Origin of the sequence: Amycolatopsis taiwanensis DSM 45107 (assembly GCF_000519205.1) — a bacterium.
Taxonomy (GTDB): domain Bacteria; phylum Actinomycetota; class Actinomycetes; order Mycobacteriales; family Pseudonocardiaceae; genus Amycolatopsis_E; species Amycolatopsis_E taiwanensis.
In genome coordinates this window covers 20,686-46,470 of sequence record NZ_JAFB01000052.1, presented here as the reverse complement: position 1 = coordinate 46,470, position 25,785 = coordinate 20,686, and the positions used below count along the sequence as shown (strand labels likewise).

The window sequence follows — 25,785 nt, the reverse complement described above, 5'->3', positions numbered from 1 at the left end:
GTGGTGCCGGACAAGACGGATGTTAAGCCGCTTGTGGCGCCGGATGGGTCAGCTGTGCGGCCGTTTGGCGCGCCGGATGGGATTCCTGTTGGGCCAGTTGCCACGCCGGACAAGACGGACGTTCAGCAGCTTGCCGACCCGGACAAGACGGACGTCAAGCCCGTCGTCGTGCTGCCCAAGGCGCAGCCCAAGCCGGTGGACGTCGTGCCCGCCGAGCAAGAGGCCGTTTCGGCCCCAGCGGAGTCCGAGGTGTTCGAAACACTGCCTGCGCGGACTACTCAGCTCACCCCGGATTCGGGAACGGAGCCCGCAGGGACCAGCATCGGGGAGGTCCAGTCTGTGGACGTGCTGACGGCGAGCGAGTAGGAACCCAGCCAGCACCTTCGCCGAGGGGTTCCGTTCCTGCCAACCCAGGAACGGAACCCTTCACCGTATGCGGCTACTTGTGGTGGCCTCCGCGGCGCCACTGGCCCGAGGGGGTCCCGGTGCGAAGGCTGCGCCCGTGGGGCTTTCCGGATCTGTCCGGAGCCGTCCGGAAGTTTTGCCCAGACGCTGGTCGGACGGGTTGGTTCCGCAGGGGGACAGGAGGTGTCGCGAACCTGGAAGGACGAAGACCCATGCCCAAACGCCGCGCTGGTGTCCGAGCCGGCCCAGCCGGTTGCCCAGCTTGCGCTCGCTAAAGATGTGGAGGAATCGAACTATGACTACTAGGTCGTATGTGAAATCCGGCGGTACTCGTGACCGAGGGGCAGCCAGGGTTGGGCGGATGGCTGTCCGGCTGCCCGCCTTTGTGGCGGCGACGACCCTGACGTTGGGTGGGTTGTCCACGATCATTCCGGCGTTCGCTGAGGCCGCGCCGGCGAAGACTTCAACCGGGACAAGCAAGACGGTAAAGAAGTCCTGTGAAAACCCGACGCAGTGTGACCACAAGGACGCGCAGGCGAAGAAGTCTGCGGAGGCGAATAAGGCTGCGCCGACGAAGAAGGCTGCGCCGGCGAAGAAGGCTACACAGGCGAACAAGGCTGCGCCGACGAAGAAGACCGCACAGCAGATGGAATCGTTCGAGCGCTCTCAGAAGCACCGTGGCGTTCGGCACCATGAGACACGGGCGAACACCACCACCAAGAAGACCACCGATCCGAAATCCAAGGCGCAAAAGAAATCCCCGGCCGCTAAACGCGGTGGTGCGAGTATGGATCGTTACCAGGCTGCTCTAAAGAAACAAAGTCTGCCCGCCTGATACCAGGACGCTGTGTGCAGGATCCCACCGTCGCAAGCAAACCTGCCTGATACGTCGACCTTCGACGAAGGGGCCTGCACCGCATTCGTGCCCAAGCCGGAACTCGGATGCCAGAACCGGGGACACGCCAGATTCCGGGCGTGTCCCCGCCTGGGGCGGGCGAGTTCCGGCTTGCGGCACTCATCTTCCCGGTTCAGCGAGGCGAGTTGCGCGTTCGCAACGCGGGGTCCCGTAACAACCATCGCTGCACGAAGGGTCAGTCGCTGTTGACCTCGCGGAGTTTGCGCATCGCCTGGGCCAGTGCCTCGGAGGACTCCGGCCCGAGCGGGGCGAGGACGCGGCGGCGCAGGATCTCCGCGCACGCCTGCCGTGCCTTCTCCGCCACTTCGCGGCCGTGCTCGGTAAGACAGGCGTAGGTCACTCGCCGGTCGTTGGGGTGCGGGTCCCGGCGGATCAGCTTCGCGGCCACCATCCGGTCGGCGACCTTGGTGAACCCACCGCTGGACAATGCCGCCTCCTTGGCCAGCCGGGTCATCGGCAGCTGGTGGCCGGGTGTGCGCACGAGCCGGAGCAGGATGTCGAACGTGGCCGGGGCCAGGCCGAACCGCTCGGCGATCTCGCCCATCAGCTTGTCCTGGGTCGCGAGGTAGCCCTCGATCACCAGACCCCACCAGGTCAGGATCTCGTCGTCATCAGCCACCCGTCCAATGTAGCAGGTTTGTCTTCTGGGAATATATCTTGCGCGCGAGAGGTTATGCCGTTACGTTCAGGGTGAGCCGGCCGAAGGAGGATCCGATGTCCATCAAGACAAACGGCTTGCACCACGTCACCGCGATCGGCGGTGACCCTCAGCGAAACGCCGACTTCTACCTGCGCACGCTCGGCCTGCGGCTGGTGAAGACGACCGTCAACTTCGACGATCCCGGCACCTACCACCTCTACTACGGCGACGAGTCGGGCAAGCCCGGCACGCTGCTGACCTTCTTCCCGTGGCGGGACGCGCCGCGCGGCCGTCGCGGTACCGGCCAGGCCACGACGACCTCGTTCTCCGTGCCGGAGCACTCCCTCGGCTGGTGGCGGGACCGCCTGGTCGGGGCGGGCGTGACCACCAGCCGGATCACCAACCGCGACGGGGAGGACGCGCTGACCTTCCAGGACCCGGACGGCCTGCAGTTGGCCCTGGTCGCGCATCCGCAGCACGACCCGCGCGACCCTTGGGACAACGGGCATGTGCCCGCCGAGCACGCGATCCGCGGCCTGCACTCGGTCACGCTGTCCGTGGTCACGGAAGACGCGACCGCCGAGATGTTCCGTGAGCTGGGCCTGACCTTCACCAGCCAGGACGCCAACCGGCTGCGGTTCAGTGCGGGTGACGGCGGGCCGGGCGCGATGGTCGACGTCCTGGTCACCCCGGACGCGCCGCGCGGGCTGGTCGCGAACGGCACCGTGCACCACGTGGCGTGGCGGGCACCGGACGAGGCGACCCAGGCGGAGTGGCGTGCCGAACTCGTGGACCGCGGCCATTCCGTGACGTCCATTTTGGACCGTCAGTACTTCCGGTCGATCTACTTCCGCGAGCCTGGCGGCACCCTGCTGGAGGTGGCCACCGACCAGCCCGGCTTCTCGGTCGACGAGCCGCTGCTCGAACTGGGCCGTGCCTTGAAGCTGCCGCCGTGGCTGGAACCCGACCGCGAGCAGATCGAGCACACGCTGCCCAAGCTCAACCTGCCTCGCGAAAACAACCCGGAGTTGGCGTGATCCTCGACCACAAGTTCGTGGCGGGCGAGGACGGGGCGCCGGTGCTGCTGCTGTTGCACGGCACCGGCGGCGGGCCGGACGACCTGATCGGTCTGGCGCGGCTGCTGAGCCCGGCGTCCCCGCTGCTCGCCCCGGCCGGGCCGGTTTCCGAGCACGGCGCGGCGCGCTGGTTTCGCAGGCTGGCCGAAGGTGTCTTCGACTATGACGACGTCGCCGTGCGTGCCAATCAACTCGCGGACTTCGTCCTCGCCGCCCGCGAGCGCTATGAGTTGCCGCAACGCCTTGTCGCTGTCGGGTTTTCCAACGGGGCCAACGTCGCGGGCGCCACGCTCCTGCTGCGACCGGACGTGTTGCGCGAAGCCGCGCTGTTCTCCTCGATGCTGCCGTTGCCGGAAACGTCCGAGGCCATCGCGGAGGATCTGTCCGGCACCCGCGCGTTCCTGTCCAACGGGCTGCAGGACGGGATGGCGCCGCTGGACTCCACGGAACGGTTCGTCGACCTGCTCCGCGCCCGGTCGGCCGAGGTGACCTCGCACCGTCATCCGGGCGGCCACCAGATCACGATGGCGGCGGTGCAGGCGGCGAAGGATTGGCTGGCCGGAGTGTGAGCGTCAGCGGCGACCGCTGCCGGAATGATCCACAGTGGACACCGTGACACGGTGTCGAGGAGGAAATCTGAATCCCGGCCCTTAGCCGGTTTTCGCAAATTTTCGTCAGACGCTGATCCACCGCACCCGGGAGCCGCCGGAGTGCGGTATTTCGGTCGGTTTTCCGCAAACTTTGCGAAACCGAGAAGTACTCCTGTCCGTCGGTCAGAGCGCACAATGCGCACCTGCCCGGCGCTCTCGCAACAATGGTCCAGGCAACTCGCGGGCTGGGCGATCCTCGAGCACATTCTCACCGGCGCCGGCGAATCGCCCTGGGGCTGCCACGCCAGGTGTTCGTCCGCCGCGTCGACCGGCAACTGACCGAGCCGCGCACGTTCACGCACGCCGCGATACTCGACGCGCTGGCCGGAGCGGGCACCGTGGTCGGCCTCGGTGAAGGGGGTGTGGGGGCTTGCCCCCAGCCGGGGGTGTGAGGCGGACCCCCCACAGAGCACCGCCGATGCCGCCAGCCTGCGCTGCGCGCCGGCCACCATGCAGATCACCGCGGTCGACACCGATGCCGAGTTGCTCGCCGAGTTCGGCCAGCGGGCGCCGGTCGCGCACCGGCTGGTCCGGGGCGCTGGCCGGAAATCGAGGTCGAACCCGCGGACGTGGTGTGCGCGCGAACGTCCTCTACGACGCCGCTGACCTGCAGGCTTTCGTGCGCGCGCTCACCGGGCACGCGCGCCGCCGGGTGGCCGTGGAGATCGCGCAGGGCCATCCGCTCAGCACGCTCAACCAACTGTGGCGCCACTTCTACGACGTCGAACGACCGAGCGGCCCGACGGCCGACGACGCGGTGGCGGCGCTGCGCGAACTAGGCGTCGAGCCCACGGTTGTTCGCTGGCATCGGGAGGTGTCCTCGCGGCCGTTCGATGAAATGGTCGAGGTGAGCCGGCGACGGCGGTGCCTGCCGGCCGGGCGGGTGAGGTCGCCGAGCTGCTGAGCGGGCCGCGCCCCCGGGGCCCGAGCGATGATGACGTTGAGCTGGCCGCCCAAAACTTCAGCCGTGACGCCGGTGCCATAATCGCGGCGTGGCCGGCGAGAAGCAGAGCGTGCTGCGGCGAGCGGCGCGGCTCGTCGGCGAGATCCTGGTTCGTCCGGCGGTTAGCAGAGTCGGCCGTGCCGAGCAACCAGCTCGGGTGATGAGTGACCCGTTACTGTCGGAAAACGGGACGAACGGGTCACTCATGCCGCCGCTGCGGGTGGCCATGAAGGAGCTGCTCGAGTCCTCCGCCGACGCGGACCGGCGGCAGGCGCGCGATGAGCTTTATGCGGCCGTCCTGCGCCAGCTGACCGCGGACGAGGCGCGCATCCTCGCGGTGCTGGCGAGCGGAGCGCCCTTCCCGGTGGTCGATGTGGTGACCCGCCAGGCGACTCTGCTCCGCAACGCCTCCACCGTGGGCGAGGCCGCTGGGGTCACCCTACGCGACGAGGTGCCGAGCTACCTGACCCGCCTGATCGGACTCGGCCTCGTCGAGCGCGAGGGCGTGCGCGCCGGGCTCGAGCCGCAGTACGAGATCCTGGCCACCGACGGGCTGGTGCGCGAGGCCGCGGCGAGCGGGCGGCGGGCGCGGCTGGTGCGCGGCACGGTCCGCCTCTCCCCCTTCGGCTCCCGGTTCTGGGCGGCCTGCGACCCGGAAAAGAGTCGCGCACGGTGAACGGCGGCGTTACCTTTGTAACGAATAGATCGGCTGCGGCGTTATTCCCTGCGGAATCAAGTGTCGCAGCAGGTCAAGCACGGTCTCATAGCATATTTGCCGGCTTGATCGCAATAGTTTTGTTGTCATTATCACACGTGTTTCTTGGTCATTGCAGGTAGTCAGCCTGCGGCGCCCGTCCTTGAGCTGAACGGACTAATAGATTCTGTTAGCTTGTTTTGACATGTCCGGAAAGCACTTGATCGAAACTCCGACCAAGGCCGACGGGGCCGCGCTCTGGCGAATCGCGCGAGATTCACAGAAGCTGGATCTCAACTCGCCTTATGCGTATCTGTTGTGGTGCCGTGATTTCGCGGACACGTCGGTGGTGGCCAAAGTGGACGGTCACGCCGTCGGGTTCGTGATCGGTTATCGCAGACCTGTCGCGCCGGACACGGCGCTGGTGTGGCAGGTGGCCGTGGACGAATCGCAGCGTGGTCGCGGCCTCGCCGGGAAGTTGCTGGATGAACTGTTCACGCGACTCGTACGGCAGGGGGTGCGCTACCTGGAGACCACCATCACGCCGGACAACAAGGCGTCGATCAAGCTGTTTTCGTCGTTCGCCCAACGCTGGAATGCGGAGCTGACGTGCTCGCAAGAGTTCGCGCGGTCGCTCTTTCCGGACGAGACACAGCCGCACGAGCCGGAGGACCTGTACCGGATCGGCCCGCTTTCCTTGGCATAACAAGCCAGAACCAAGCCATCCAGGGAGATGGAAGCTCAGTGAGCATCTTCGAAAAGCTCGAGTCCGAAGTACGAAGCTACAGCCGCGGCTGGCCGGTCGTGTTCGACCGCGCCGTCGGCAGCCGGATCTACGCCGAGGACGGCACCCCCTACCTGGACTTCTTCGCCGGGGCCGGCGCTCTCAACTACGGGCACAACAACCCCGTGTTGAAGCAGGCCCTGCTGGACTACCTGGCGCGCGACGGGGTAACCCACGCGCTGGACATGTTCACCGTGGCCAAGCGCGATCTCCTCCAGACGCTGGAGGACAAGATCCTCAGGCCACGTGAGCTGGACTACAAGGTGATCTTCCCCGGGCCGGGCGGCGCGAACGCGGTCGAGGCCGCGTTGAAGCTGGCCCGCAAGGTGACCGGGAAGGAATCGGTCATCAACTTCACCAACGCCTTCCACGGCATGACGCTCGGTGCGCTGTCGGTCACCGGCAACTCGATGAAGCGCAGTGGTGCCGGGATTCCGCTCGTGCATGCCACGCCGATGCCCTACGACCACTACTTCGACGGCGCGTACCCGGACTTCCTGTACTTCGAGCGGTTGCTGGAGGATTCCGGCAGCGGCCTGAACGAGCCGGCCGCGGTGATCGTGGAGACCGTGCAGGGCGAGGGTGGCATCAACGCCGCCGGCGTGGAATGGCTGCGCGGGCTGGCGGATCTGTGCCACCGCCACGACATCCTGCTCATCGTCGACGACGTCCAGATGGGCTGCGGGCGCACCGGCCCGTTCTTCTCGTTCGAGGACGCGGGAATCGTCCCCGACATCGTGTGCCTGTCGAAATCCATTGGTGGATATGGACTTCCGCTCGCGCTCACGCTGATCAAGCCCGAGCTGGACGTGTGGGAACCCGGCGAGCACAACGGGACGTTCCGGGGGATCAACCCCGCGTTCGTCACCGCCGCCGAGGCGCTGCGCGTCTACTGGAGCGACGACGAGCTGGAAAAGTCCACGCGAGCCAAGGGTGAGCGATTCGGCGCCGCCCTGGACGGCATCGTGGAGGCCTATCCGGACGCCGGCCTGGTCGCCAAGGGCCGGGGCCTGGCGCGCGGCCTGGAGTTCGCCAGCGGCGAGCTGGCCTCCCAGGTGTGCGCGTCGGCGTTCGAGCGCGGGCTGCTGATGGAGACCTCCGGGCCCAGCGGTGAGGTCATGAAACTGCTGCCGCCGCTGACCGTCAGCGACGCCGAAGTCGGTGAGGGCCTGCACATCATCGACGAATCCGTGCAAGCTGTATTGACCAGGAGTTAACACGCGAGACGAGCACGCTTGGTGACACAGCACAACGCTGCCTTGCGGGGGCTCCGCCCCCGCAATCCTTCTGGGGGCAAGCCCCCAGACCGCTGTGTCTTGTGGGGGCGGGGAGGCAGGCCGTCATCGTTGTCAACCGGCAGCCGACGCGTGGAGAAGTCACGGCCTGTCTACCCGGACATGTTCCGAATAACACCGGCAAGTAAGGGAGCACCCGTTGATCGTCCGTAGCACCGACGAGATCACCGACACCGACGCAGACATCAAGACGCCGAACTGGCGCAGCAAGCGAATAGTGCTGGCCAAGGAGAAGGTCGGGTTCTCGGTGCACGAAACCACGCTCTACGCGGGGACCGTGAACGACTTCTGGTACGCCAATCACATCGAGGCCGTGTTCGTCGTCGAAGGCGAAGGCGAGATCACCGACAAGGCGACTGGGGAGACCTTCCTGCTCAAGCCCGGCTCGCTGTACCTGCTGAACAACCACGACAAGCACCAGGTGCGTCCGAAGACCGATATGCGCACGGTGTGCGTGTTCAACCCGCCGGTCACCGGTCGCGAGGTGCACGACGAGGACGGCGTCTACCCGCTGGTGGTCGAGGAGTAACCGGCGGCGCCAGGACGAGGATCAAGGAGGCGAAGAACGTTGACGATGATGGACACCGGAGTCGAAGACCGCTATCCGACCCGGGTCACTGGTGAGGCACACCCCATCGACCGCGTCGACCCCACCGTGTGGGGAGGGGAGGGCGACGGTCCCATCGACGCGGCCACGCTCGCCGCGCACGACGCGCGGGGCTACCACATCGTCGAGGAGACACTGTCACCGGCGGAGGTGCAGGGCTACTGGCAGGAACTGGTGCGGCTCTCCGGCGACCCGGGGCTGCGCGGCGACGAGCGGGTCATCACCGAGAAGCGCAGCGGTGAGGTGCGCTCGATCTTCGAAGTGCACCGGATCAGCCCGCTGATCAGCGAGCTCGTCCGCGACCCGCGCATCCTGGACCGGGCGCGGCAGATCCTGGGGTCGGAGGTCTACATCCACCAGAGCCGGGTCAACTACATGCCCGGGTTCCGGGGCACCGGCTTCTACTGGCACTCCGACTTCGAGACCTGGCATGCGGAGGACGGCATGCCGGGGCCGCGGGCGGTGAGCTGCTCGATCGCGCTGACCGACAACTACCCGTTCAACGGCGGGCTGATGGTCATGCCCGGCTCGCAGCGGACCTTCGTGCCCTGCGTGGGCGCGACGCCGGACGACAACTACAAGGCGTCGCTGAAGGAGCAGGAGATCGGCGTGCCCACCGAGCAGGACATCACCGCGCTCGCGGCCGAGTACGGCATCGACCAGTTCACCGGGCCGGCCGGATCGGCGTTGTGGTTCGACTCGAACATCATGCACGGCTCCGGCAACAACATCACGCCGTATCCGCGGTCGAACATCTTCGTGGTGTTCAACAGCGTGGAAAACACCTTGGTCGAGCCGTACGCGGCGGCGAAGCCGCGGCCGAGCTTCATCGGCGGCCGCGACTTCACCCCGGTCACCCGCTGACCGGACAGGCACCGGCGCGTTCGGCGGACACATCACACCTCGCTTCCGCGGGTCGCGCGTAGCAAGCCAATAGCGTTCTGTTACGGTGTCGCCATCGCAAAGGCGACCCGCCCAAGCGGTTCAGGCTGTCGGCCCGGCTACCGGGTTCTCCGTTCGCTCGGGGGGAGGCCCATCGCCGTTCGCCGGCACCGCTCTCGGCAGGGCAGCACCCGCCCCGCCGCATGTTTCACGGGCGCGGCCCCGTGCCACCGGATCGGGAACGGTGGCACGGGGCCGCCTCGCTTCATGAGTGACCGTTACTGTCGAAACTGATGAGCGAGTGACCCGTTACTGTCGAAACGCGGCACGAACGGGTCACTCATGCGCGGGCACCCTTCGAGCGCGCCGCGGGCTCCTCTTCTGGATCTTGAACGTTGTTAGCAAATTCTTAGCTTCCGGCCCCCCGTATTGGCGTAAGGTCCACAACAGGCCGTCTGACGCAATGGGGGAGCGTCAGGCGGCCGGCGCATCGGTTGGGCCGGAACGGTATTGCTGCGGGCTCATTCCGTAGTGGCGCTTGAAGGCCGTGCTGAACGTGAAGGGGCTGGCGAACCCGATCTTCCGCGCGACACTGCCGACCGTGGCGTCCGGTTCCCGGAGCAGATCGGCGGCCAGCGTCATCCGCCATCCCGAGAGGTAGGCGATGGGTGGCTCGCCGACCAGGTCGTGAAACCGCCGCGCCAGCGCCGCACGCGAGATGCCGACCTCCCCGGCCAGCGCGGCGATCGTCCACGGCCGCGCCGGATCGTTGTGCAGCAAGCGGAGTGCCGGCCCGACCACCGGATCGGCGTGCGCGCGGTACCAGCCCGGCGCGTCGGCCCGGCCGAACCACGTGCGCAGGGCGGCGATGACGACCAGGTCGAGCAGCCGGTCGAGAACGGCCTCCTGGCCGGGTTGGTTCTTCACGATTTCCGTGGACAGCACCGGAATCAGCGGGCAGTCCCATTCGTCATGCCGAAGGACGGTCAGGGTGGGTAGCACGGTGAGCAGCCGCCGGCTCACCTCGCCGTCGGCCTGGTAGGTGCCGGTGAACATGACCGACGCGCCGTCGGAGTCGTTGCCCCAGGTCCGGACGCCGAGGTCCATCGATTCGGGCACGCTCTGGCCGGCCACCGTGGTGCAGCGCTGGCCCGGGTGGATCACGACCTGGGGTGGCGTGCCGGGCCGGTCGGCGACGAGGTAGGGGTCCGGGCCGCGGACAAGCGCGATGTCGCCGGCGCCAAGCTCGTGCGGCTCGCCCCCGTCGGGCACGATCCACGCGTCACCGCGGGCCAGCACGACCACGGTCAGCGGCGCTCGATCCTCGATCCGGATCGACCACGGCGGGCTCATGATCGAACGCAGAAGAAAAGCGCCTCGCGCGCGCGGGCCGCTGAGAAACGCGTCCAGTGCGTCCACGGTCATCAAGACTAGTGGTCTCTCCTCTTTGACGAGGCACCGGAATCAGGCCCTGTACTCGGCAGGTCTTGATGTTTCGACCCGGTCCGTATCCGGCTCGCGGCCCCTGGTCGATGACGCGTCACCGCGATGGACGATGACAACTGCTGCAAGGCCGACGACGAGACCGATAACGGTTTGAGCGCCGAACGGTTCATCGAACATCAGGGCTCCCCAGACTGCCGTGACCGGAGCCATGAGGAACATCAGCGTATTCACCCTGGTGACCCCTGAGCGCCGCAAGATGATCCAGTACAGCCCGTACCCGCCGAAGGTGGACAAGGCTACGAGCCAGATGATCGCGCCCCAGAAAGCGAGCTCAGCGGGCGGCTTTGCCGCTCCGGTGCTGATGGCAAATGCAGTGAAGATGGCGGCACTGGTGACACAGTGTGCGGTCATCGCCACCACCGGCGCCACCTGCCTGTGGGAGCGGCCTTCGAGGAACGTGGCTGCCACCAGCGAGAGCATGCCGAGAAACGGTATGAGATAGGCCCACCAGGCCACCCCGGTGCCGGCCGCGGCATCGGCTCTGGTGACTATGACGACGCCACTTACTCCCAGACACAGGCCGAGCCACTGCCCACGCGAGACGTACTGACGCAGAAGCGGTCCGGCAAGCGCTCCAGCGACGAGGGGCTGGACTCCGTCGATCAGAGCCGTGGTGCCGCTGGAAACCCCGAGTTGGATCGCGTAATACACGGTGAGCAGATAGCCGCTTTGCGACAGCACTCCGATCACGGCCTGCCGGGCCACGTCCCGCACCGCGAGGCCCCGCCACGACGTCCTGGCCGCGGTAATGATGATCAGGATGACGGCGAGCGGCAGGAATCGCCACATCAGGATCGTGACGGCGGACGCACTTCCCGCGCCGAGCTTGGCTCCGATGAACCCGGAACTCCAGCAGAGCACAAAGGCGGTCGAGAGCAGGAAGTTCATGCCGCACCTCCATCGACTATACAGACCGGTATACCCGGCGACTATACAGATCGGTATACCCGGCGACTATACAGATCGGTATACTTCCGAAGTATGGGCACTACGGAGAAGCTGCGACGGATCACGATGACGCCTGCCGCCCTGCGCATCCTGGACGCCGCGGCGAGGCTGTTCTACGAGCGCGGAATCCATGCCGTCGGCGTCGACCTGATCGCTGCCGAGGCCGGGGTGACAAAGAAGACCCTCTACGACCGGTTCGGCTCCAAGGAACAGATCGTCGTGGAGTACCTCGCGGATCGTGATGAACGCTGGCGAGCCTTCCTCGCTCAGCGTCTCGACGCGGCGCGGCCGGCCCCGCTGGCGCGTGTTCTGGCCGTCTTCGACGCTGCACTTACCTGGTCGCAGGAGAACAGTCCGAAGGGGTGCGGCATGGTCAACGCCCACGCCGAGATCAGCGACGCGTCCCATCCCGCATACCCGATCATCATCGGGCAAAAGGAGTGGATGCTCGCTCTGTTCACCGACCTCGCCCGGGATATCGACGCAGACCAGGCCGACCAACTGGGCCGTACACTCATGCTGCTCCACGAAGGTGCACTCGTCGCCCACGGCCTGAACATCTTCTCGGACCCCACAAGCCATGCTCGCGAGCAGGCGCAAGTCCTACTTGCCGCAGCCGGGAACAACCGATACCCAAGGCCGCCAGGAGAGCACCTTCCAGGCCCCTAGACGCGAACGAATGCGTTGGCGACGATCGGGCATGGATAGTCTCGGGCCGCCGCTCTGTAATCGGGTTATGTCTTTTCGCATCCTGATTCTGGTGGCGGCGGTCGGTGCGGGCGCCGCCGGCGGGGTCTTCTTCGCCTTCTCGACGTTCGTGATGACCGGCCTGCGCGAACTCCCGCCGAACCAGGCGATCGGCGCGATGCAGGCGATCAACCGGGGCGCGCCGCGATCCGCGTGGTTCATGGCGCTGCTGGGCGTCACCGCGGTCGTCGCCCTCGTGGTGGGCATCCGGTCGCTGGGCCGGCTGAGCGCGCCGAGTTCGTGGCTCGTCCTCGCGGGCTGCGTGCTCTACCTGGCCTGCCTGGTGGTGCTTGCCGCGTACCACGTTCCACACAACGACGCCCTGGCACTGGTGGACGCCAATGCCGCCGGCGCGGAGGCCGAGTGGAACAGCTACTTCACCGGCTGGGTGGCGTGGAACCACGTCCGCACGCTCACCGCGCTGGGCGGTTCGGCGCTGTTCACGCTCGCGCTGCTCAATGACTGAACAGGGTCACTTCCGGGGTGATGTCGAGCAGTTCGTGCACCGGTCGGCCGCGACGCCCGTCGATGGTCGTGGTGCGCACCACGCGCAGCCGCGCGGTGACCGGCCGGTCCAGGTTTTCCTTGATCTGGTCGAGCAGGTCCGGGGCGACCGCGCCCTGGATCGTCCCGCCCGACTCGCGTTCCAGATAGAAGATCCGGCGGCGGGTCCGGACGCCGTCGAGCCGCCCGGACACGGTTTCGTACCCGACCGCCTCGCGCGACTCGCGCAGGCTCCCGTGCAACACCTTGGCCTGGTCGAGGGTCATGCTCCGGTTCACCTCCTCGCCCGAGGTCGGGGCGAGGCTCAGGCCGATCCCGGTGTTCTTCACCACCGCGTTGACGATGTCGCTCACCGCGTTGCGGACGGTGTCCCGCTGAAGCAGCACGGCATCGAGGGCACCGTCGTCGGATCCGTTGGCGGGCAGGAAATCGCACAACTCCTTCACCGCGCGTTCGGACAGTGTCTCGATGCCGTCGTTGATGAGTGCGTCGTCCCCGCCCGGCTCCGGGAAGCCGAAAAAGATCGTGTTCCCGGCCTGGCCGCGCTGCAGCAGCGGCGCCTTGTCCCGGTCGGTGGGCTGGACGTAGGTGATCTCGCCCTGCGGGTTCCGGATGATGTGGCCGATCTTCGCGGTGGCGTCCTGCAGGGCGCGGCTGATGTCGGAGAACGTGTAGGCGTCCAGGTGGCTCGGGCCGAGCATGGAGACCTTGAGCAACGGGGACCGGCTGGTGCGCTCGAACTTCGCGTGCGCGGCCATCGCGGAGGCGCGGGCGAGGTCGTCGAGCCAGGTGCCGCCGGGGATCTCCTCGGCGATGCGCCGGAATTCCGTCATCACCAGACCACCTCCGGGAATCCGCGCCCGCCGCCGGCCGACCAGGTGTGCGCCCAGACGTCCTCGTCGCCGGGGAAGCACAGGAACCCGTCGAGCAGGCCACCCACGGGCTGCACCTGGTCGAGATACATCGCGGGCTGCCCGACGATCATGCCGCGCATGGTGAGCAGGCCGCACAGGGCGTCCCGGGCGGCGCCGGTCAGGCGCTTGAGGCTGCCCCAGTCGTCCGGGATCAGGACCACGTCCAGCCCACCCGGTACGCGTTCGGTGCGTTCGATGAACGCGCCGCCGACCCACGCCCGGCCGGCCGGGATGACGCGCGTGACCACCCCGAGGTAGCTGTTCAATGCGCTGAACAGGATCTCGCGATCGTTGCGGTGCGGGGCGTCGAAGACCAGGCGCTCATAGATGTCCGCAAGGTCGGCGGGAAGCCGACCCGGTGGGAGACGCCCCTCCAAAGTCCAGTGCGGGAGCGGCATGCTGGCAAACTATCAGTCCCCCTCGGCGGTCTTCGCGACCAGTGCGGGTTCGACCTCCTCAGTGTTCGGTTGAGGACCTGCCCGCCCGATCTTGTGGACAGGGCTCTGTTGAGTGCGTGGCTCGCGTTTTCGAGGGCGGAACCCTGCCCCCAAGATCGGCTGCCTTCGGACGGCGGGTCGAGGACTCACCTTTGTCCGGGATCTGGCGCTTCCGAAACAGGCGTCAGCCGGCGGTGGCGTGGTCGTCGGCGGGCGGCGACGAAAGGGGAGGCAGCGGCGCCAGCTTCGGGCGCTTGGGGCTCAGGCCGTCGCCGAGGGACTCGCCGCGCACCTGACGCCGGATCCAGGGCAGCAGGTGGGTCTTGGTCCAGGCGAGGTCGGAGCGGCGCAGCGTGAGCCAGGTGTTCGGGCCGTCCAAGGCGGGCCAGGGCTCCCGCCAGTCCTCGGCCGTGGGCAGTCCGAGCACCTCGGCGGTGCGCAACGCGATCCGGCGATGGCCGTCCGGCGTGAAGTGCAGCCGGTCGTCGCTCCAGGCGCGGTTGTCGCGCAGTACGTCCATCGCCCACAGGTCGACCACCTTGGCGTCGTGCCGGTGCGCGATCGCCCACAGGTTGGCGTTGTAGATCCCGACCTTGCCCCGCAGCACGCTCATCAGCGGCAGGTGCTTGGGGTCCGGGCCGTTGAACAGCACCACCTCGATGCCCGTGGCGCGCAGTTTCGCGACCACTTCGTCGATCTGCCGGGAGATCTCGTCGACATCGGCGCCGGGCACGATCACGTCGTTGCCGCCGCCGCAGAAGGTGATCAGGTCGGGCTGGAGGTCCAGCGCGACCGGGACCTGCTCGTCGATGATCTCGGCGAGCATCTTCCCGCGCAGCGCGAGGTTGGCGTACTGGAAACCGGGCTTGCCGGCGGCCAGGAACTCGGCGAACCGGTCGGCCCAGCCGCGAAACGTTCCGTCGGGGAGTGCGTCGTTGAGACCTTCGGTGAAGCTGTCACCCAGTGCGACATAACTGTCGAAGCCATTCATGCTGCAGTCCCCTTTCCCCATGGCACGCCGATGAAGTGAACACCAGAGCATGCACCGCTAATTCCGGGTGCGGCTGCCCGTCCCCTTCAGTCAGAGCAGTAGTTTCCTACCTTGTCGGCTCCTTGCGCGCCATCATTACCGCCGCAGGCCCCGATCGTGTGGCGAAGATCTCTCGGATCCCGGGCTGTCCGCCGGTAAATTGGGTGGACTGGACAACTGCTCGTGCTGGGTGCCGCACGCACCGTGCTCACCGGCGGTCACGGCTTTCCGGGCAGCGAGAAGGCCCCCGGCGAGGGGGAGGTCCGGGGGCCGGGTCCCACCGTACGCGAGGGTGGGCGCCGGGGACAGGGTGATCACCGATGAATTCGTCAAATACCTTGTTTTGGGCGATTGGCGTTTACGCCATATGCCGCGAGGGCGGCCAGCCACGCCGCGCCCAGGACACCGTCGGAACTGGTATGGACCGGCAGGTCGGAGAGCCGTTTCCGCACCAGCGTGCCGACCGGTCCGGCGAGCACGCTCCCGACCAGCACAATCGGTGTGTTCTCGGCCGGCTCCCGCACGGCCATCGCCGTTTCGACGAGCAGTTCGGCCGCGCGCTCGATGATCGGGCCCGCGTCCGGGGCGGCGCTCACCAGCGGCGCGAAGCGGGCCAGCCGGATCGGCGGCTCGCCGTTGGCGACGGTGATCAGCCTGCGCCAGACCTCCGACCTTTCGGTGTCGTCCAATCCGGCCTCATGCAGCACCGACCTCGACAACGCGCCGAGTGTGGTGCCGGCACTCAGTTCGTCGAGGGTCCACCGCACCGCCTCCCGGCCGAGCCAGAACGCCGATCCCTCGTCGCCGAGCAGCCACCCGTAGCCGCCCATCGTCGCCACCACGCGGTGGTCGCGGATGCGTCCGGCGATGGAGCCCGTGCCCGCCACCAGCACCGTGCCGTCCGGTGAGGCGGTCGCCGAGGCGAAGGCGACCTCCGCGTCGCTGAGCACCAGCACGCGGTCCAGGCCGAGCCGTTTCCAGGCGGCGTCGAACAGGGCGGCCACCGCGGGATCGCTGAGCTTGCTGGTACCCGCCATGCCGATCGTGCAACCGTCCACATCGTGCGGATCGCGGTCGCCGAGCGCCGCCCGGATCGCCTCCTCGATGTGTGCCACGGCCTCCTCGGGCGGGTGCGAGTTCGGGTTCGCGCCGCCCGAGGAGCCGCGGCCGACCACGGTTCCGTCCCGAGCCACCGCCAGCGCCCGGGTCGAGGTGCCACCGGCGTCCACCCCGATCACGTAGGAACAGCGTCCCGTCGGTGCCGATCTTCCGTATGAATAGTGTCCCGTCATCGCGTCTTTGTCACCTTGTGCAGGCCACGTGGCCGGTCCGGGTCGCCGCCGCGGGCGAGGGCGAGACCGAGCGCGAGGCGCTGCACCGGGAGGACCTCCAGCACGGGCGCCAGCTCCTCGGCGACCCGGGGCACCGGAACGCGGACATCCGCCGGCGCGTCCTCGGCCGCCGAGCCGAGTGCGAGGACGTCGGCGCCGCGTTCCGCCACCGCGGCCAGGACCTGGCGCATCGCCGCACCGCCTCGGCCCGCGCCGGTCACTGCCAGCACCGCGGTCTCCTCGTCGATCGCGGCGACCGGCCCGTGCAACAGGTCTGCGCCGCTGTAGGCGCGCGCCGCGAGGTAACTGGTCTCGGCAAGCTTGAGCGCCGACTCCAGCGCGGTGGCGTAGGAGTAGCCGCGGCCGGTGGTGATGACCCGGTCGACGAACCGGTACCGGTCGATCGCGCGCTGGACCGGCACCGCCAGCGCCTGCTCGGCCAGCGCGCCGAGCTCCGTGGCCGCCGAACCGTCGCCCCCGCGCACGGCGTCGACGAGGAGGTACAGCGCGAGAAGAGTGGCCGAATAGGTCTTGGTCGCGGCGACCGCGTGCTCGGTCCCCGCGCCGATGTCCACCGCGAGCTCGGCCGCCTTGTGTACCGGCGAGGACGGCGTGTTCGTCACCGCTACGGTCAGTGCGCCCCGGTCACGAGCGGTCTCGGTGAACTCGACCAGGTCCGGCGAACCGCCGCTCTGGCTCACCGATACGAGTAGGACGTCCCGCAGATCCGGACGTGCGCCGTAGAGCGTGACGGTCGACGGCGAGACTAGCCCGGCCGGTAGTCCGAGGAGCACCTCCATCAGGTACTTCGCGTACAGGGCGGCATGGTCGCTGGAGCCGCGGGCGGCCAGCAATGCGAACCGGGGCGGCCGTCGCGCGATGATCCGCGCCACGTCGGCGATCTCCGTGCGGCGCGCGACGAGCCCGGCCAGCACGGCTGGTTGTTCGGCTATTTCGGCGGCCATGTGCTGCCCGGCTGCGGTCATCGGCGTCCCTTCATAGGTCTAGACCAATACTACCCGGAGCAGGTCAACATGTGGAAAGGGTAGTTTCTTGCTGCACTTGGTGTGTGCGGTTTTCGAGGAGGAGTCAGTCATGGTGGAGTCAGCCACGCGCACTCAGCGCGAGCCGAAGTATTGGGCGTTGAAGCAGCATCTGCTCGACCTCCTCGACGCGCTGCCCCCAGGGTCGCCGATCCCGACCGAACGGTCACTGGCCACCGAGTTCACGGTGTCCCGTACCACCGTCCGGCAGGCGTTGGCCGATCTGACGGCCGAGGGCAGGTTGCATCGAGTGCAGGGCAAGGGCACCTTCGCCGCCGAACCCAAGCTGGCGCAGCGGCTGCAGCTGTCCTCGTATACGGAGGACATGAAGGCGCAGGGCCGTGAGCCGTCGTCGAAGTTGCTCGAGATGGACGAACTACAGAGTGATCCCGAACTGGCGAAGCTGCTCGGGATCCGAAGTGGAGCGAAGGTGTTCCGGATGAAGCGTCTGCGGCTGGCCGACGGCGAGCCGATGGCGCTGGAGACCACGCACCTTCCGCTCAGCCGGTTCCGCGGTCTGCGCCGGCACGTGGCCGCGGGCGCTTCCTTGTATGCGGTATTGCACGACCAATTCGGTGTCGAGATGGAACGTGCCGAGGAAACCATCGAGACCGCGCTGGCCGGTCCGCAGGAAGCGGACCTGCTCGGCGCCGATGTGGGCATGCCCATGCTGCTGCTGTCGCGGCACTCGTTCGGTGCGGACGGCAAGCCGGTCGAGTTCGTCCGCTCCATCTATCGAGGTGATCGATACAAGTTTGTTACCACATTGACCAGGCCATGACCGTTGCCTGGGGCAGTGGCCAAGCCCGCGGCGTGCTGGTCGCGACCATCCTCGGCTCGGGGATGGCCATGCTCGACGGCACGATCGTCAACGTGGCGCTGCCCCGCATCGGCACCGAACTCGGTGCCTCGGTGGCCGGTCTGCAATGGATCCTGGACGGGTACCTGCTCGCGCTGGCCTCGCTGATCCTGGTGGCCGGTTCGCTCGGCGACCGGTACGGCCGCCGCCGCGTGTTCGTCGTCGGCGTGGTGTGGTTCGGTGCGGCGTCGGTGCTGTCCGGACTGGCGGTGTCCACCGTGATGCTGGTGGCCACGCGCGTGCTGCAGGGCGTCGGTGGCGCGTTGCTGACGCCCGGCTCGCTCGCGATCCTGGAGACGGCGTTCCGCCGCGAGGACCGGGCCCGGGCGATCGGTGCCTGGTCCGGGCTCGGCGGCATCGCCACCGCGGTCGGGCCGCTGGTGGGCGGCCTGCTGGTCCAGGTGTGGTCGTGGCGGCTGGCGTTCTTCATCAACGTGCCGATCGCGGTGGCCTGCGTGTGGTTCGCCCGGCGCTACGTGCCCGAGTCCCGCGACGAGACCGCCACCGGGCGGCCCGCCCTGCTCGCGTCCGCCCTCTGCGCGGCCGGCCTCGCCGGCGTGACCGGCGCGCTGGTCGAGGCCCCGGGACGCGGCGCCGCGAACCCGGTGGTCGTGACCGCCGCGGTGGTCGGTGTCGCCGCACTGGCCGCGTTCGTCGGATTGCAGTTCGCCTCGGCGGATCCGCTCGTCCCGCCGTCACTGTTCGGCGACCGGACCTTCACCGCGGCGAACGGGCTGACCTTCGTCGTCTACGCCGCGCTCGGCGGCGTGATGATGCTGCTGGTGTTGCAGCTGCAGGTCTCGCTCGGCTACTCGCCGATCGCGGCCGGCTCGGCGAGCCTGCCGATCACCGCGATCATGCTGGTGCTCTCCGGCCGGTCCGGCGCGCTGGCGCAGCGCATCGGGCCCCGCGTCCAGTTGGTCGTCGGGCCACTGGTGCTCGCCGTGGGCATCCTGCTCATGACGCGGATCGTTCCCGGCTCGTCCTATGTGGGCGCGGTGCTGCCGGCGGTGACGGTGTTCGGGCTGGGCCTGGCCACCGTGGTCGCACCGGTGACGGCGACCGTGCTGGCCGCCGCGCCGGAGCGGCGCGCCGGCGTCGCCTCCGGGATCAACAACGCCATCGCGCGCACGGGCAGCCTGCTGGCGATCGCCGTGTTGCCCGCGGTCGCCGGGTTGACCGGTGCCGCCTACGCCAACCCGGTCGCGCTGACCGCGGGATGGCGAACCTCACTGTTCGTCTGTGCGGCGCTCGCGGTCGCCGGCGGGCTGCTCGGATTCCTCGCCCGGAACGACGTCCTCGCCGCGGCGCCCGAGCCCGCGCGAGAGCATCCCCAGCCCAGCGAGTGCTTCCACTGCGCGGTCACTTCCCCACCAACATATGTACGCCGATAAGTAGAAATCACCACAGTGTCCATTATGGACAAAGTGGCATTGCTCACCATTGTGTTGCGGTGGAGATGTCACGGACGATGGGGGTGTTGGCAACGACTAGATCGAGTTTGGGTTGCGTGAACATAACAAAATCATGACCAAAGAGAAGGATGAGTCGGAAGGCGCCGACGAGAAAAGCGGGCTGAAGCCCGCCAAGATCGCCGCTTCGGCGCTTGCTGCGGTGACCGCGGCCTTCCTGGGCTCGACGCTGGGAGTGGCCGGCACGGTTGCCGGAGCCGGTATCGCGAGCGTGATCACCACGGTCGGCGCCGAGGTGTACCTGCGTTCACTGCGCAAGACGCAGGCGGCCGCCCGTCGCACCAAGGAGGCCATCACGCCGACCGCGATCGCCCCGCGCCCGCGGGTCCGGCGGGCCGAACCTTCGCGCGCCCAGCCGGTGAACCCGCTGCTGCGCCGTAACAATCCCACCGCTCGCCCCTTCCCGGGGAGCGATCCGACGGCGCACGCGCGCCCGGACAACGACCGGACGGTGTACCTCAACCGGGCCGACAGCCCGACTATGCGGGTGAACGCGGGCGACGGTCCGACGGTGCACCTGCCCCGGCCCGACCTGCGGACCACTCACCTGGGCGCGGCCGAGGAGACCGTGGTCGTGCCGCAACCGGGCGCCACCAAACCGAAGGCGAAGGGCCCGTGGTGGAAGAGCCGCTGGACCATCGCGGCCGGCGTGAGCGCGTTCGCGTTCGTCGTCAGCATGCTGTTGATCACCGGGTTCGAAACGGCCACCGGCCGCACGCTGTCCGGCGATCCCGGCACGACGCTCGGGCGCCTCACCGGTGGTGGTGCGCCCATCGAATCGCCGGAGAAGCCCGCGCCGACGCAGTCGTCCACCACGGCACCCCCGACGACGGTGACCGAGACGCCCGCCAGCAGCCAGTCTTCGGCCCCGCAGCGAAACCCGGCGAGCAGCAGCACCGCGCCCAGCCGGCCCTCGGCCCCCGCCAGCAGCAGCGCACCCCCTTCGGAGCCGTCGACGCAGAGCCCCAGTCCCTCCCCGACGCCGACGAGGGCCTTCGGCGATGCTCCGCCGCTGGATCAAAATCGGTAGTCACCCACGGTGCCGCTGGAGGCTGTTTCGAAGTGACTTGCGTGGCGGTGCTTGTGGCGGAACCCGCCTAGGCGAGCCGCGCACGGATCGCCCGGGCCGCGGCTTCGGGGTCTTCCGCCTCCGTGATCGCCCGGACCACGACCACGCGCGACGCGCCCGCCGCGATGACCTCAGGCAACCGGGTCAGGTCGATTCCGCCGATGGCGAACCACGGGCGCGACGTCGCCGAGTCCGCTGTCGCCCGCACCAGGTCGAGACCGGGTGCGGGACGGCCGGGTTTGGTCGGCGTCGGCCAGCACGGTCCGGTGCAGAAGTAGTCCACGCCCGCCTCCTCGGCCGCGGCCAGCGCCTCGGGGACGGAGTGCGTGGAACGGCCGATGATCACCTCGTCGCCGAGGATGCGGCGGGCCACGCTCACCGGCAGGTCGTCCTGGCCCAGATGCAGCACATCGGCGCCCGCGGCCAGCGCCACGTCCGCGCGGTCGTTCACGGCGAGCAGCGCGCCGTGCCGGGCGCAGGCCTCGGCAAGCACCTCGAGCGCGGCCAGCTCCTGCTTCGCCTCCAGCGGGGCTCCGCCCGTCTTGTCCCGCAACTGGACGATGTCCACCCCGCCCGCGAGTGCCGCGTCGGCGAACTCGGCGAGGTCTCCGCGGTCACGGCGTGCGTCTGTACACAGGTACAGCCGAGCCTCGTCGAGCCGTTTCCTGAGTTGTTCACCATTGAGCCCTGGCATGAACCGAACGTATATGCTGTCAGGGGCCGCACGGGAGCCTGGGGCACAGGCTGAGAGGGAGCTGGGACCGTTCCGACCGTGGAACCTGATCCGGATCATGCCGGCGCAGGGAGCGTGATCAGTGACAAGCAACATCAACTCCGACGGTGACGCCGGGCTCGGTTCAGCGCGGTCGCGCGCAGTGCAGGTAGCCGTGGTCGGTGGCGGCGTGATCGGGCTTTCCGTGGCCTGGCGGGCCGCGGCGGCCGGGCACCAGGTCCGGTTGATCGATCCCACCCCCGGCCGCGGCGCGTCGTGGGTGGCGGGCGGGATGCTCGCCCCCGTCAGCGAGGCGTGGCCGGGCGAGGAAGCGGCGCTGCTGCTCGGCGAGGAATCGCTGCGGCGCTGGCCCGGCTTCGCCGCCGAACTCGCCGCCGACGGCGGTGACCCGGCTCTGGTGAGTGCCGGCACCCTGATGGTCGCGCTCGACCAGGGTGACGCCGGCCAACTGGGCGTCCTCGCCGAGTACCTCGATTCCGTCCACCGCGCGGTCGAGCGGGTGACCAGCCGGCAGTTGCGGGCGCTGGAACCCGGGCTCGCCGGGGTGCGTGCCGGCCTGCTCGTGCCTGGCGACCTGTCGGTGGACAACCGCAAGCTGCTGAATTCGCTGCGGGCCGCGGCGCAGCGGCGCGGTGTCGTGTTCGTCGGCGAAACGGCGACCGAGATCGACCAGGGGCGGGTCACGACCGCCTCGGGCGTGCTCGGCTGTGACGTCGTCGTCATCGCGGCCGGTGCGCACAGCGCGAAGCTGCATCCCGCGCTGAGTGGCGCGGTACGGCCGCTGAAGGGCGAGATCCTGCGCCTGCGAGCCCGCCGCCTGAGCCTGCCGCCACCAACGCACACCGTGCGCGCGGTCGTGGAGGGGCGGCCGATCTACCTGGTTCCCCGCGAGGGCGGCGAGTTGGTCCTCGGCGCGACCCAGTACGAGGCCGGCTTCGACGAGACCGTCACCGCGCGCGGGGTTCGTGAGCTGCTGGAAGGCGCGGAGCAGATCTTCCCGAGCGTCGGCGAGTACGAGTTGGTGGAGACCGCGGCCGGGGTGCGGTCGGCGAGCGTCGACACGCTGCCGTTCATCGGCGAGCTCGAGCCCGGCGTGCTTGCCGCCACCGGGCATCACCGCAACGGCCTGCTGATGGCTCCGGTGACCGCCGACGCGGTCGTGGCCCTGCTCGCCGGGGACAAACCGCCCGCGGAGGCCGAAGCGGCACGCCCGGACCGGCTGGGCGCCGGAGACTGGTTATGAGGTCAGGCGAACGAATGGAGGGCGTCGAGTTGGAAGTTCAGGTCAACGGGGACTGGCGGTCGTGTCCCGACGGCACCACCGTGGCCGGGCTGCTGGCCGAGCTCGGCACCGCCCAGCGCGGGGTCGCGGTGGCCCTGGACGGCCAGATCGTCCCCCGCGGCGGCTGGGCCGAGGCGGTGATCCCCGCCGGGGCGCGGCTGGAAATTCTGACGGCGGTGCAGGGTGGTTGAGAACATGCTGGACGAGCAACTGGTCATCGGTGAGCACAAGCTGACCTCCCGGTTGATCATCGGCACCGGTGGCGCGGCGAACCTCTCGGTGCTGGAACGTGCGCTGGTCGCGTCCGGCACCGAACTGACCACGGTGGCGATGCGGCGGGCGGACGCCGAAGGCGGCTCCGGGGTGCTGGAACTACTCCGTCGCCTCGACATCCGGCTGCTGCCGAACACCGCGGGCTGTCGCAGCGCGGCCGAGGCGGTGCTCACCGCGCGCCTGGCGCGCGAGGCACTGGAAACCGACCTGATCAAGCTCGAGGTGCACGCGGACGAGCGGACCCTGTTGCCGGATCCGGTGGAAACCCTGGACGCCGCCGAGCAGCTCGTCGCCGACGGGTTCACCGTGCTCGCCTACACCAACGACGACCCGGTGCTCGCGCTCCGGCTGGAGGAGGCCGGTTGTGCCGCGGTGATGCCACTGGGTGCGCCGATCGGCACCGGGCTGGGCATCCGCAACCCGCACAACATCGAGCTGATCGTGTCCAGGGCCGGGGTGCCGATCGTGCTGGACGCGGGGATCGGGACGGCATCAGACGCCGCGCTGGCCATGGAACTGGGCTGTGACGCGGTGCTGCTGTCCACCGCTGTCACCCGAGCACAGGACCCGGAGCGGATGGCCTTCGCGATGCGCTCGGCCGTCATCGCCGGACGGCTGGCGCGCGGTGCGGGACGCGTTCCGAAAAGGTTCTGGGCACAGGCTTCCAGCCCGCCACGCTAGCGCGAGGCCACGGCCTGGCCACCCGGGCGCGTTCATTGGATGATGAACCAAGTGTCTGTTTACCACTAAGGTGGTCCGCACTTCACGGGCGTTCGGGGACAGAAGGAGTTCGGAAGGTGGAGCAGTCGTCAACCGAGGACACTGCGGCACGGCTGTTCCTGGCCGTCGGCAGGCTGTCCCGGTCGTTGCGGCAGACCGGTGCCCCCGGCCCGGGGCACGGGGCGATCTCCGCGCTGGCCACCCTCGTCGCGTCCGGGCCGGTCCGGCTGGGTGACCTCGCCGCCAAGGAGGGCGTGGCCGCGGCCACCATGTCGAGGATCGTGGCGTCCCTGGTGGAGGCCGGCTACGCGCGCCGCGAGCCCGACCCCGCCGACCGCCGGGCCTGGCTCGCCACCGCGACCGAGGAGGGCGAACGGACCCTGCGCGGGGTCCGGTCCACCCGGGTGCACGAGCTGAACCGGCGCATCGAACGGCTCCCCGACGACCTTCGCGAGGCGCTGGCCGCCGCGCTGCCCGCCTTAGAGGCCCTCCTCACCGACACCGAGTAACGCCGCAGAGATTCTCTGGAGCGGCTTGCGCGGCGCTGCGGGTAGCGATCTCCTATGTTCCCGTTCCAGACCCCTGCGTTGCCGCCAGACCCCTGTGTTCCCGTTCCAGGCTCCTGTGTTCCCGTTTCAGGAGGTTGTGTTCCTAGTTCAGGAGGCTGTGTCCCTGGTTGAGGACACGGGTTTGTCGTACTCGCGGGAGGTGGGCTGGTCCTGGTGGCGTGCCTGGCAACGTTGGTGGGGTGGTCCGGCGGCGTTCGGTGTGTGTTCCCAAGCCGGAACTCAAGCACCTGAACCGGGGACACGCCCGCCTGGACCGGGAATTCGGGTGCCTGGGCCGGGGACACGCCAGGTGTCGGCGTGTCCCCGGTTCGGGACGGTGAGTTCTGGGTTAGGGACGGTGAGTTCTGGGTTCGGGATGGTGAGTTCTGGGTTAGGGACGGTGAGTTCTGGGTTGGGTGGGCGAGTTCTGGGTTCGGGACGGTGAGTTCTGGATTCGGGACGGTGAGTTCTGGGTTGGGGTGGGCGAGTTCTGGGTTTGTGACGAGTTACGGGGTTCGGGCAAGAACACCAAAGTCAGCCCAACCCACCCCAAGCGACCTCGACGCAGGCCCTGGCAGCCTTAGCGGTCCTCGGGGCACAGGCGCCAGAAGGCGGATACCGGGCCGATCTTGGCGCCCATCGGGTAGGAGTGCGCGACCGCGTTGCTGACGAACCACTTCCCGAACCGCGCCGCCTCGGGCACGGCCATGCCGCGGGCCAGACCGGCCGTCAACGCCGAGGCCATCGCGTCGCCGGCGCCGTGGGTGTGCGGGGTGTCGAACCGCGGCCCGGGCAGTTCCATGAAATCCGAGCCGTCGTAGAGCAGATCGACGCATTCCGGGTCCTCGTGCAGGTGTCCGCTCTTCACCAGCACGTACTGCGGGCCGAGCGCGTGCAGGGCGACCGCGGCCTCGCGCATCTGCTCCCGGCCGGTCACCTCGATGCCGGTGAGCAGGCGGACCTCGTCGAGATTCGGGGTGAGCACGGTCGCGCGCGGGAGCAGCAACTCCCGCAGCGCGGCGAGCCCCGCCGCGTCGAACAGCGGGTGGCCGTGCATCGAGGCGGCCACCGGATCGACGACGAACGGCACTGTCCGGCCGCGGCCGACGTCAGCGCGATCACAGGCTTCCGCCACCGCGGCGATGATCTCGGCCGAGGCCAGCATGCCTGTCTTCGCCGCCCCGATGCCCATGTCCGCCGCCACGGCTTCGATCTGCGCGGCCACGATGTGCGGTGGCATGTCCGAGCGGTCGTGCACGCCGAGGGTGTTCTGCACGGTCACCGCGGTGACCGCGACCAGCCCGTGCACGCCGCAGGTGAGGAACGTGCGCAGGTCGGCCTGCAATCCCGCGGCACCACCCGAGTCGGAACCGGCGATGGTGAGGGCGCTGGGAGGGCTATCCATGGGTCACAGTCTCTCCCATCGAACCGCGAGTCCCACCTTCCCGTCGAGTGTGTCCCACGTTCCCGTCGTGCG

The 25,785-nt window shown here is 68.7% G+C and carries 30 protein-coding genes and 1 riboswitch; of the genes, 20 read left to right on the top strand and 10 right to left on the bottom strand.

Annotated features, from left to right (window positions below; genetic code table 11):
- Both A3CU_RS0132450 and A3CU_RS50240 read left to right on the top strand, forming a co-directional pair.
- Positions 1-366, top strand: a 366-nt coding sequence (locus A3CU_RS0132450) for a hypothetical protein (RefSeq protein ID WP_211246571.1), incomplete at its 5' end; no start/stop codon positions are given.
- A gap of 400 nt (positions 367-766) precedes the next feature.
- Positions 767-1,240 carry a hypothetical protein gene (locus A3CU_RS50240; RefSeq protein ID WP_052372555.1) on the top strand — a complete coding sequence of 158 codons (474 nt, stop codon included), beginning with the start codon at positions 767-769 and terminating at the stop codon, positions 1,238-1,240.
- A 256-nt stretch (positions 1,241-1,496) separates the two neighbouring features.
- Here A3CU_RS50240 and A3CU_RS0132440 read toward each other — a convergent pair whose 3' ends face one another.
- On the bottom strand, positions 1,497-1,940 hold the full coding sequence (locus A3CU_RS0132440; RefSeq protein WP_043843340.1) for a MarR family winged helix-turn-helix transcriptional regulator: 444 nt from the start codon (positions 1,938-1,940) through the stop codon (positions 1,497-1,499).
- Between the two features lie 95 nt (positions 1,941-2,035).
- Between A3CU_RS0132440 and A3CU_RS0132435 the strand changes: the two genes are divergently transcribed.
- The 9 genes from A3CU_RS0132435 to thpD all read left to right on the top strand — a co-directional run bounded on the left by A3CU_RS0132435 (position 2,036) and on the right by thpD (position 8,874).
- Complete coding sequence (locus A3CU_RS0132435) at positions 2,036-2,998, top strand: ring-cleaving dioxygenase (protein WP_027945760.1); 963 nt, start codon at positions 2,036-2,038, stop codon at positions 2,996-2,998.
- Positions 2,995-3,606 carry an alpha/beta hydrolase gene (locus A3CU_RS0132430; protein ID WP_027945759.1) on the top strand — a complete coding sequence of 204 codons (612 nt, stop codon included), beginning with the start codon at positions 2,995-2,997 and terminating at the stop codon, positions 3,604-3,606. Before A3CU_RS0132435 ends, A3CU_RS0132430 begins: the two co-directional genes overlap by 4 nt.
- Before the next feature lie 245 nt (positions 3,607-3,851).
- A complete protein-coding gene (locus A3CU_RS52970) occupies positions 3,852-4,079 on the top strand; it encodes a hypothetical protein (protein WP_156960676.1) in 228 nt (75 codons plus the stop codon).
- A gap of 182 nt (positions 4,080-4,261) precedes the next feature.
- On the top strand, positions 4,262-4,591 hold the full coding sequence (locus tag A3CU_RS50235) for a hypothetical protein (RefSeq protein ID WP_052372553.1): 330 nt from the start codon (positions 4,262-4,264) through the stop codon (positions 4,589-4,591).
- An 88-nt stretch (positions 4,592-4,679) separates the two neighbouring features.
- The gene (locus A3CU_RS47830) at positions 4,680-5,306 is read left to right on the top strand and encodes an Abi-alpha family protein (RefSeq protein WP_052372551.1); all 627 of its coding nucleotides are present in this window, start codon (positions 4,680-4,682) and stop codon (positions 5,304-5,306) included.
- Positions 5,307-5,529: 223 nt separating this feature from the next.
- Entirely contained in the window at positions 5,530-6,030 is a 501-nt protein-coding gene (gene ectA / locus A3CU_RS0132415; protein WP_043843338.1) for a diaminobutyrate acetyltransferase, read from the top strand.
- 38 nt (positions 6,031-6,068) lie between these two features.
- Positions 6,069-7,325 carry a diaminobutyrate--2-oxoglutarate transaminase gene (ectB, locus tag A3CU_RS0132410; protein ID WP_027945757.1) on the top strand — a complete coding sequence of 419 codons (1,257 nt, stop codon included), beginning with the start codon at positions 6,069-6,071 and terminating at the stop codon, positions 7,323-7,325.
- A 217-nt stretch (positions 7,326-7,542) separates the two neighbouring features.
- Positions 7,543-7,932, top strand: coding sequence for an ectoine synthase (locus A3CU_RS0132405; protein ID WP_027945756.1), 390 nt, complete (start codon positions 7,543-7,545; stop codon positions 7,930-7,932).
- A 48-nt stretch (positions 7,933-7,980) separates the two neighbouring features.
- Entirely contained in the window at positions 7,981-8,874 is an 894-nt protein-coding gene (gene thpD / locus A3CU_RS0132400; RefSeq protein ID WP_425388295.1) for an ectoine hydroxylase, read from the top strand.
- 492 nt (positions 8,875-9,366) lie between these two features.
- On the opposite strand, the gene A3CU_RS0132395 is transcribed toward thpD, so the two are convergent.
- Positions 9,367-10,311 carry an AraC family transcriptional regulator gene (locus tag A3CU_RS0132395; RefSeq protein ID WP_043843350.1) on the bottom strand — a complete coding sequence of 315 codons (945 nt, stop codon included), beginning with the start codon at positions 10,309-10,311 and terminating at the stop codon, positions 9,367-9,369.
- Between the two features lie 45 nt (positions 10,312-10,356).
- Positions 10,357-11,286: a DMT family transporter gene (locus A3CU_RS0132390; protein WP_027945753.1), complete on the bottom strand. Its 930-nt coding sequence runs from the start codon at positions 11,284-11,286 to the stop codon at positions 10,357-10,359.
- Between the two features lie 93 nt (positions 11,287-11,379).
- Between A3CU_RS0132390 and A3CU_RS0132385 the strand changes: the two genes are divergently transcribed.
- Together A3CU_RS0132385 and A3CU_RS0132380 are read left to right on the top strand one after the other, a co-directional pair.
- The gene (locus tag A3CU_RS0132385; protein WP_027945752.1) at positions 11,380-12,015 is read left to right on the top strand and encodes a TetR/AcrR family transcriptional regulator; all 636 of its coding nucleotides are present in this window, start codon (positions 11,380-11,382) and stop codon (positions 12,013-12,015) included.
- Positions 12,016-12,082: 67 nt separating this feature from the next.
- Complete coding sequence (locus A3CU_RS0132380) at positions 12,083-12,559, top strand: anthrone oxygenase family protein (RefSeq protein WP_027945751.1); 477 nt, start codon at positions 12,083-12,085, stop codon at positions 12,557-12,559.
- Here the strand turns inward: A3CU_RS0132380 and A3CU_RS0132375 are convergent.
- The 5 genes from A3CU_RS0132375 to A3CU_RS0132355 all read right to left on the bottom strand — a co-directional run bounded on the left by A3CU_RS0132375 (position 12,549) and on the right by A3CU_RS0132355 (position 17,274).
- A complete protein-coding gene (locus A3CU_RS0132375) occupies positions 12,549-13,433 on the bottom strand; it encodes a hypothetical protein (RefSeq protein WP_156960674.1) in 885 nt (294 codons plus the stop codon). The genes A3CU_RS0132380 and A3CU_RS0132375 overlap by 11 nt on opposite strands.
- Positions 13,430-13,909 carry a DUF6932 family protein gene (locus tag A3CU_RS0132370; RefSeq protein WP_027945749.1) on the bottom strand — a complete coding sequence of 160 codons (480 nt, stop codon included), beginning with the start codon at positions 13,907-13,909 and terminating at the stop codon, positions 13,430-13,432. Before A3CU_RS0132370 ends, A3CU_RS0132375 begins: the two co-directional genes overlap by 4 nt.
- 223 nt (positions 13,910-14,132) lie before the next feature.
- Positions 14,133-14,939 (bottom strand): SGNH/GDSL hydrolase family protein, encoded by an 807-nt coding sequence (locus A3CU_RS0132365; RefSeq protein WP_027945748.1) that lies wholly within the window; start codon positions 14,937-14,939, stop codon positions 14,133-14,135.
- A 368-nt stretch (positions 14,940-15,307) separates the two neighbouring features.
- Positions 15,308-16,270, bottom strand: a complete 963-nt coding sequence (locus A3CU_RS0132360; RefSeq protein WP_052372549.1) for an N-acetylglucosamine kinase — start codon at positions 16,268-16,270, stop codon at positions 15,308-15,310.
- Positions 16,267-17,274 carry an SIS domain-containing protein gene (locus A3CU_RS0132355; protein ID WP_084144069.1) on the bottom strand — a complete coding sequence of 336 codons (1,008 nt, stop codon included), beginning with the start codon at positions 17,272-17,274 and terminating at the stop codon, positions 16,267-16,269. The genes A3CU_RS0132360 and A3CU_RS0132355 overlap by 4 nt, the downstream gene beginning before the upstream one ends.
- A 130-nt stretch (positions 17,275-17,404) precedes the next feature.
- On the opposite strand from A3CU_RS0132355, the gene A3CU_RS0132350 reads away from it, so the two are divergent.
- The 3 genes from A3CU_RS0132350 to A3CU_RS47825 all read left to right on the top strand — a co-directional run bounded on the left by A3CU_RS0132350 (position 17,405) and on the right by A3CU_RS47825 (position 20,713).
- Complete coding sequence (locus A3CU_RS0132350; RefSeq protein WP_027945745.1) at positions 17,405-18,133, top strand: GntR family transcriptional regulator; 729 nt, start codon at positions 17,405-17,407, stop codon at positions 18,131-18,133.
- Positions 18,130-19,605, top strand: a complete 1,476-nt coding sequence (locus A3CU_RS0132345) for an MFS transporter (RefSeq protein ID WP_027945744.1) — start codon at positions 18,130-18,132, stop codon at positions 19,603-19,605. Before A3CU_RS0132350 ends, A3CU_RS0132345 begins: the two co-directional genes overlap by 4 nt.
- A 133-nt stretch (positions 19,606-19,738) precedes the next feature.
- Positions 19,739-20,713, top strand: a complete 975-nt coding sequence (locus tag A3CU_RS47825; RefSeq protein ID WP_052372548.1) for a hypothetical protein — start codon at positions 19,739-19,741, stop codon at positions 20,711-20,713.
- 67 nt (positions 20,714-20,780) lie between these two features.
- Here A3CU_RS47825 and thiE read toward each other — a convergent pair whose 3' ends face one another.
- Positions 20,781-21,446: a thiamine phosphate synthase gene (gene thiE, locus A3CU_RS0132335; protein ID WP_027945743.1), complete on the bottom strand. Its 666-nt coding sequence runs from the start codon at positions 21,444-21,446 to the stop codon at positions 20,781-20,783.
- Between the two features lie 20 nt (positions 21,447-21,466).
- Positions 21,467-21,575: riboswitch (TPP riboswitch) on the top strand.
- Between the two features lie 52 nt (positions 21,576-21,627).
- On the opposite strand from thiE, the gene thiO reads away from it, so the two are divergent.
- The 4 genes from thiO (at position 21,628) to A3CU_RS0132315 (ending at position 24,269) form a co-directional block, all read left to right on the top strand.
- Positions 21,628-22,728, top strand: a complete 1,101-nt coding sequence (gene thiO, locus A3CU_RS0132330) for a glycine oxidase ThiO (RefSeq protein WP_027945742.1) — start codon at positions 21,628-21,630, stop codon at positions 22,726-22,728.
- Positions 22,729-22,757: 29 nt separating this feature from the next.
- A complete protein-coding gene (gene thiS / locus A3CU_RS0132325) occupies positions 22,758-22,958 on the top strand; it encodes a sulfur carrier protein ThiS (protein ID WP_027945741.1) in 201 nt (66 codons plus the stop codon).
- Positions 22,959-22,962: 4 nt separating this feature from the next.
- Positions 22,963-23,721, top strand: a complete 759-nt coding sequence (thiG, locus tag A3CU_RS0132320; protein ID WP_052372559.1) for a thiazole synthase — start codon at positions 22,963-22,965, stop codon at positions 23,719-23,721.
- Positions 23,722-23,837: 116 nt separating this feature from the next.
- The gene (locus A3CU_RS0132315; protein WP_027945739.1) at positions 23,838-24,269 is read left to right on the top strand and encodes a MarR family winged helix-turn-helix transcriptional regulator; all 432 of its coding nucleotides are present in this window, start codon (positions 23,838-23,840) and stop codon (positions 24,267-24,269) included.
- 619 nt (positions 24,270-24,888) lie between these two features.
- Here A3CU_RS0132315 and thiD read toward each other — a convergent pair.
- Positions 24,889-25,713: a bifunctional hydroxymethylpyrimidine kinase/phosphomethylpyrimidine kinase gene (gene thiD / locus A3CU_RS0132310; protein ID WP_027945738.1), complete on the bottom strand. Its 825-nt coding sequence runs from the start codon at positions 25,711-25,713 to the stop codon at positions 24,889-24,891.
- Between the last annotated feature and the right edge of the window lie 72 nt (positions 25,714-25,785).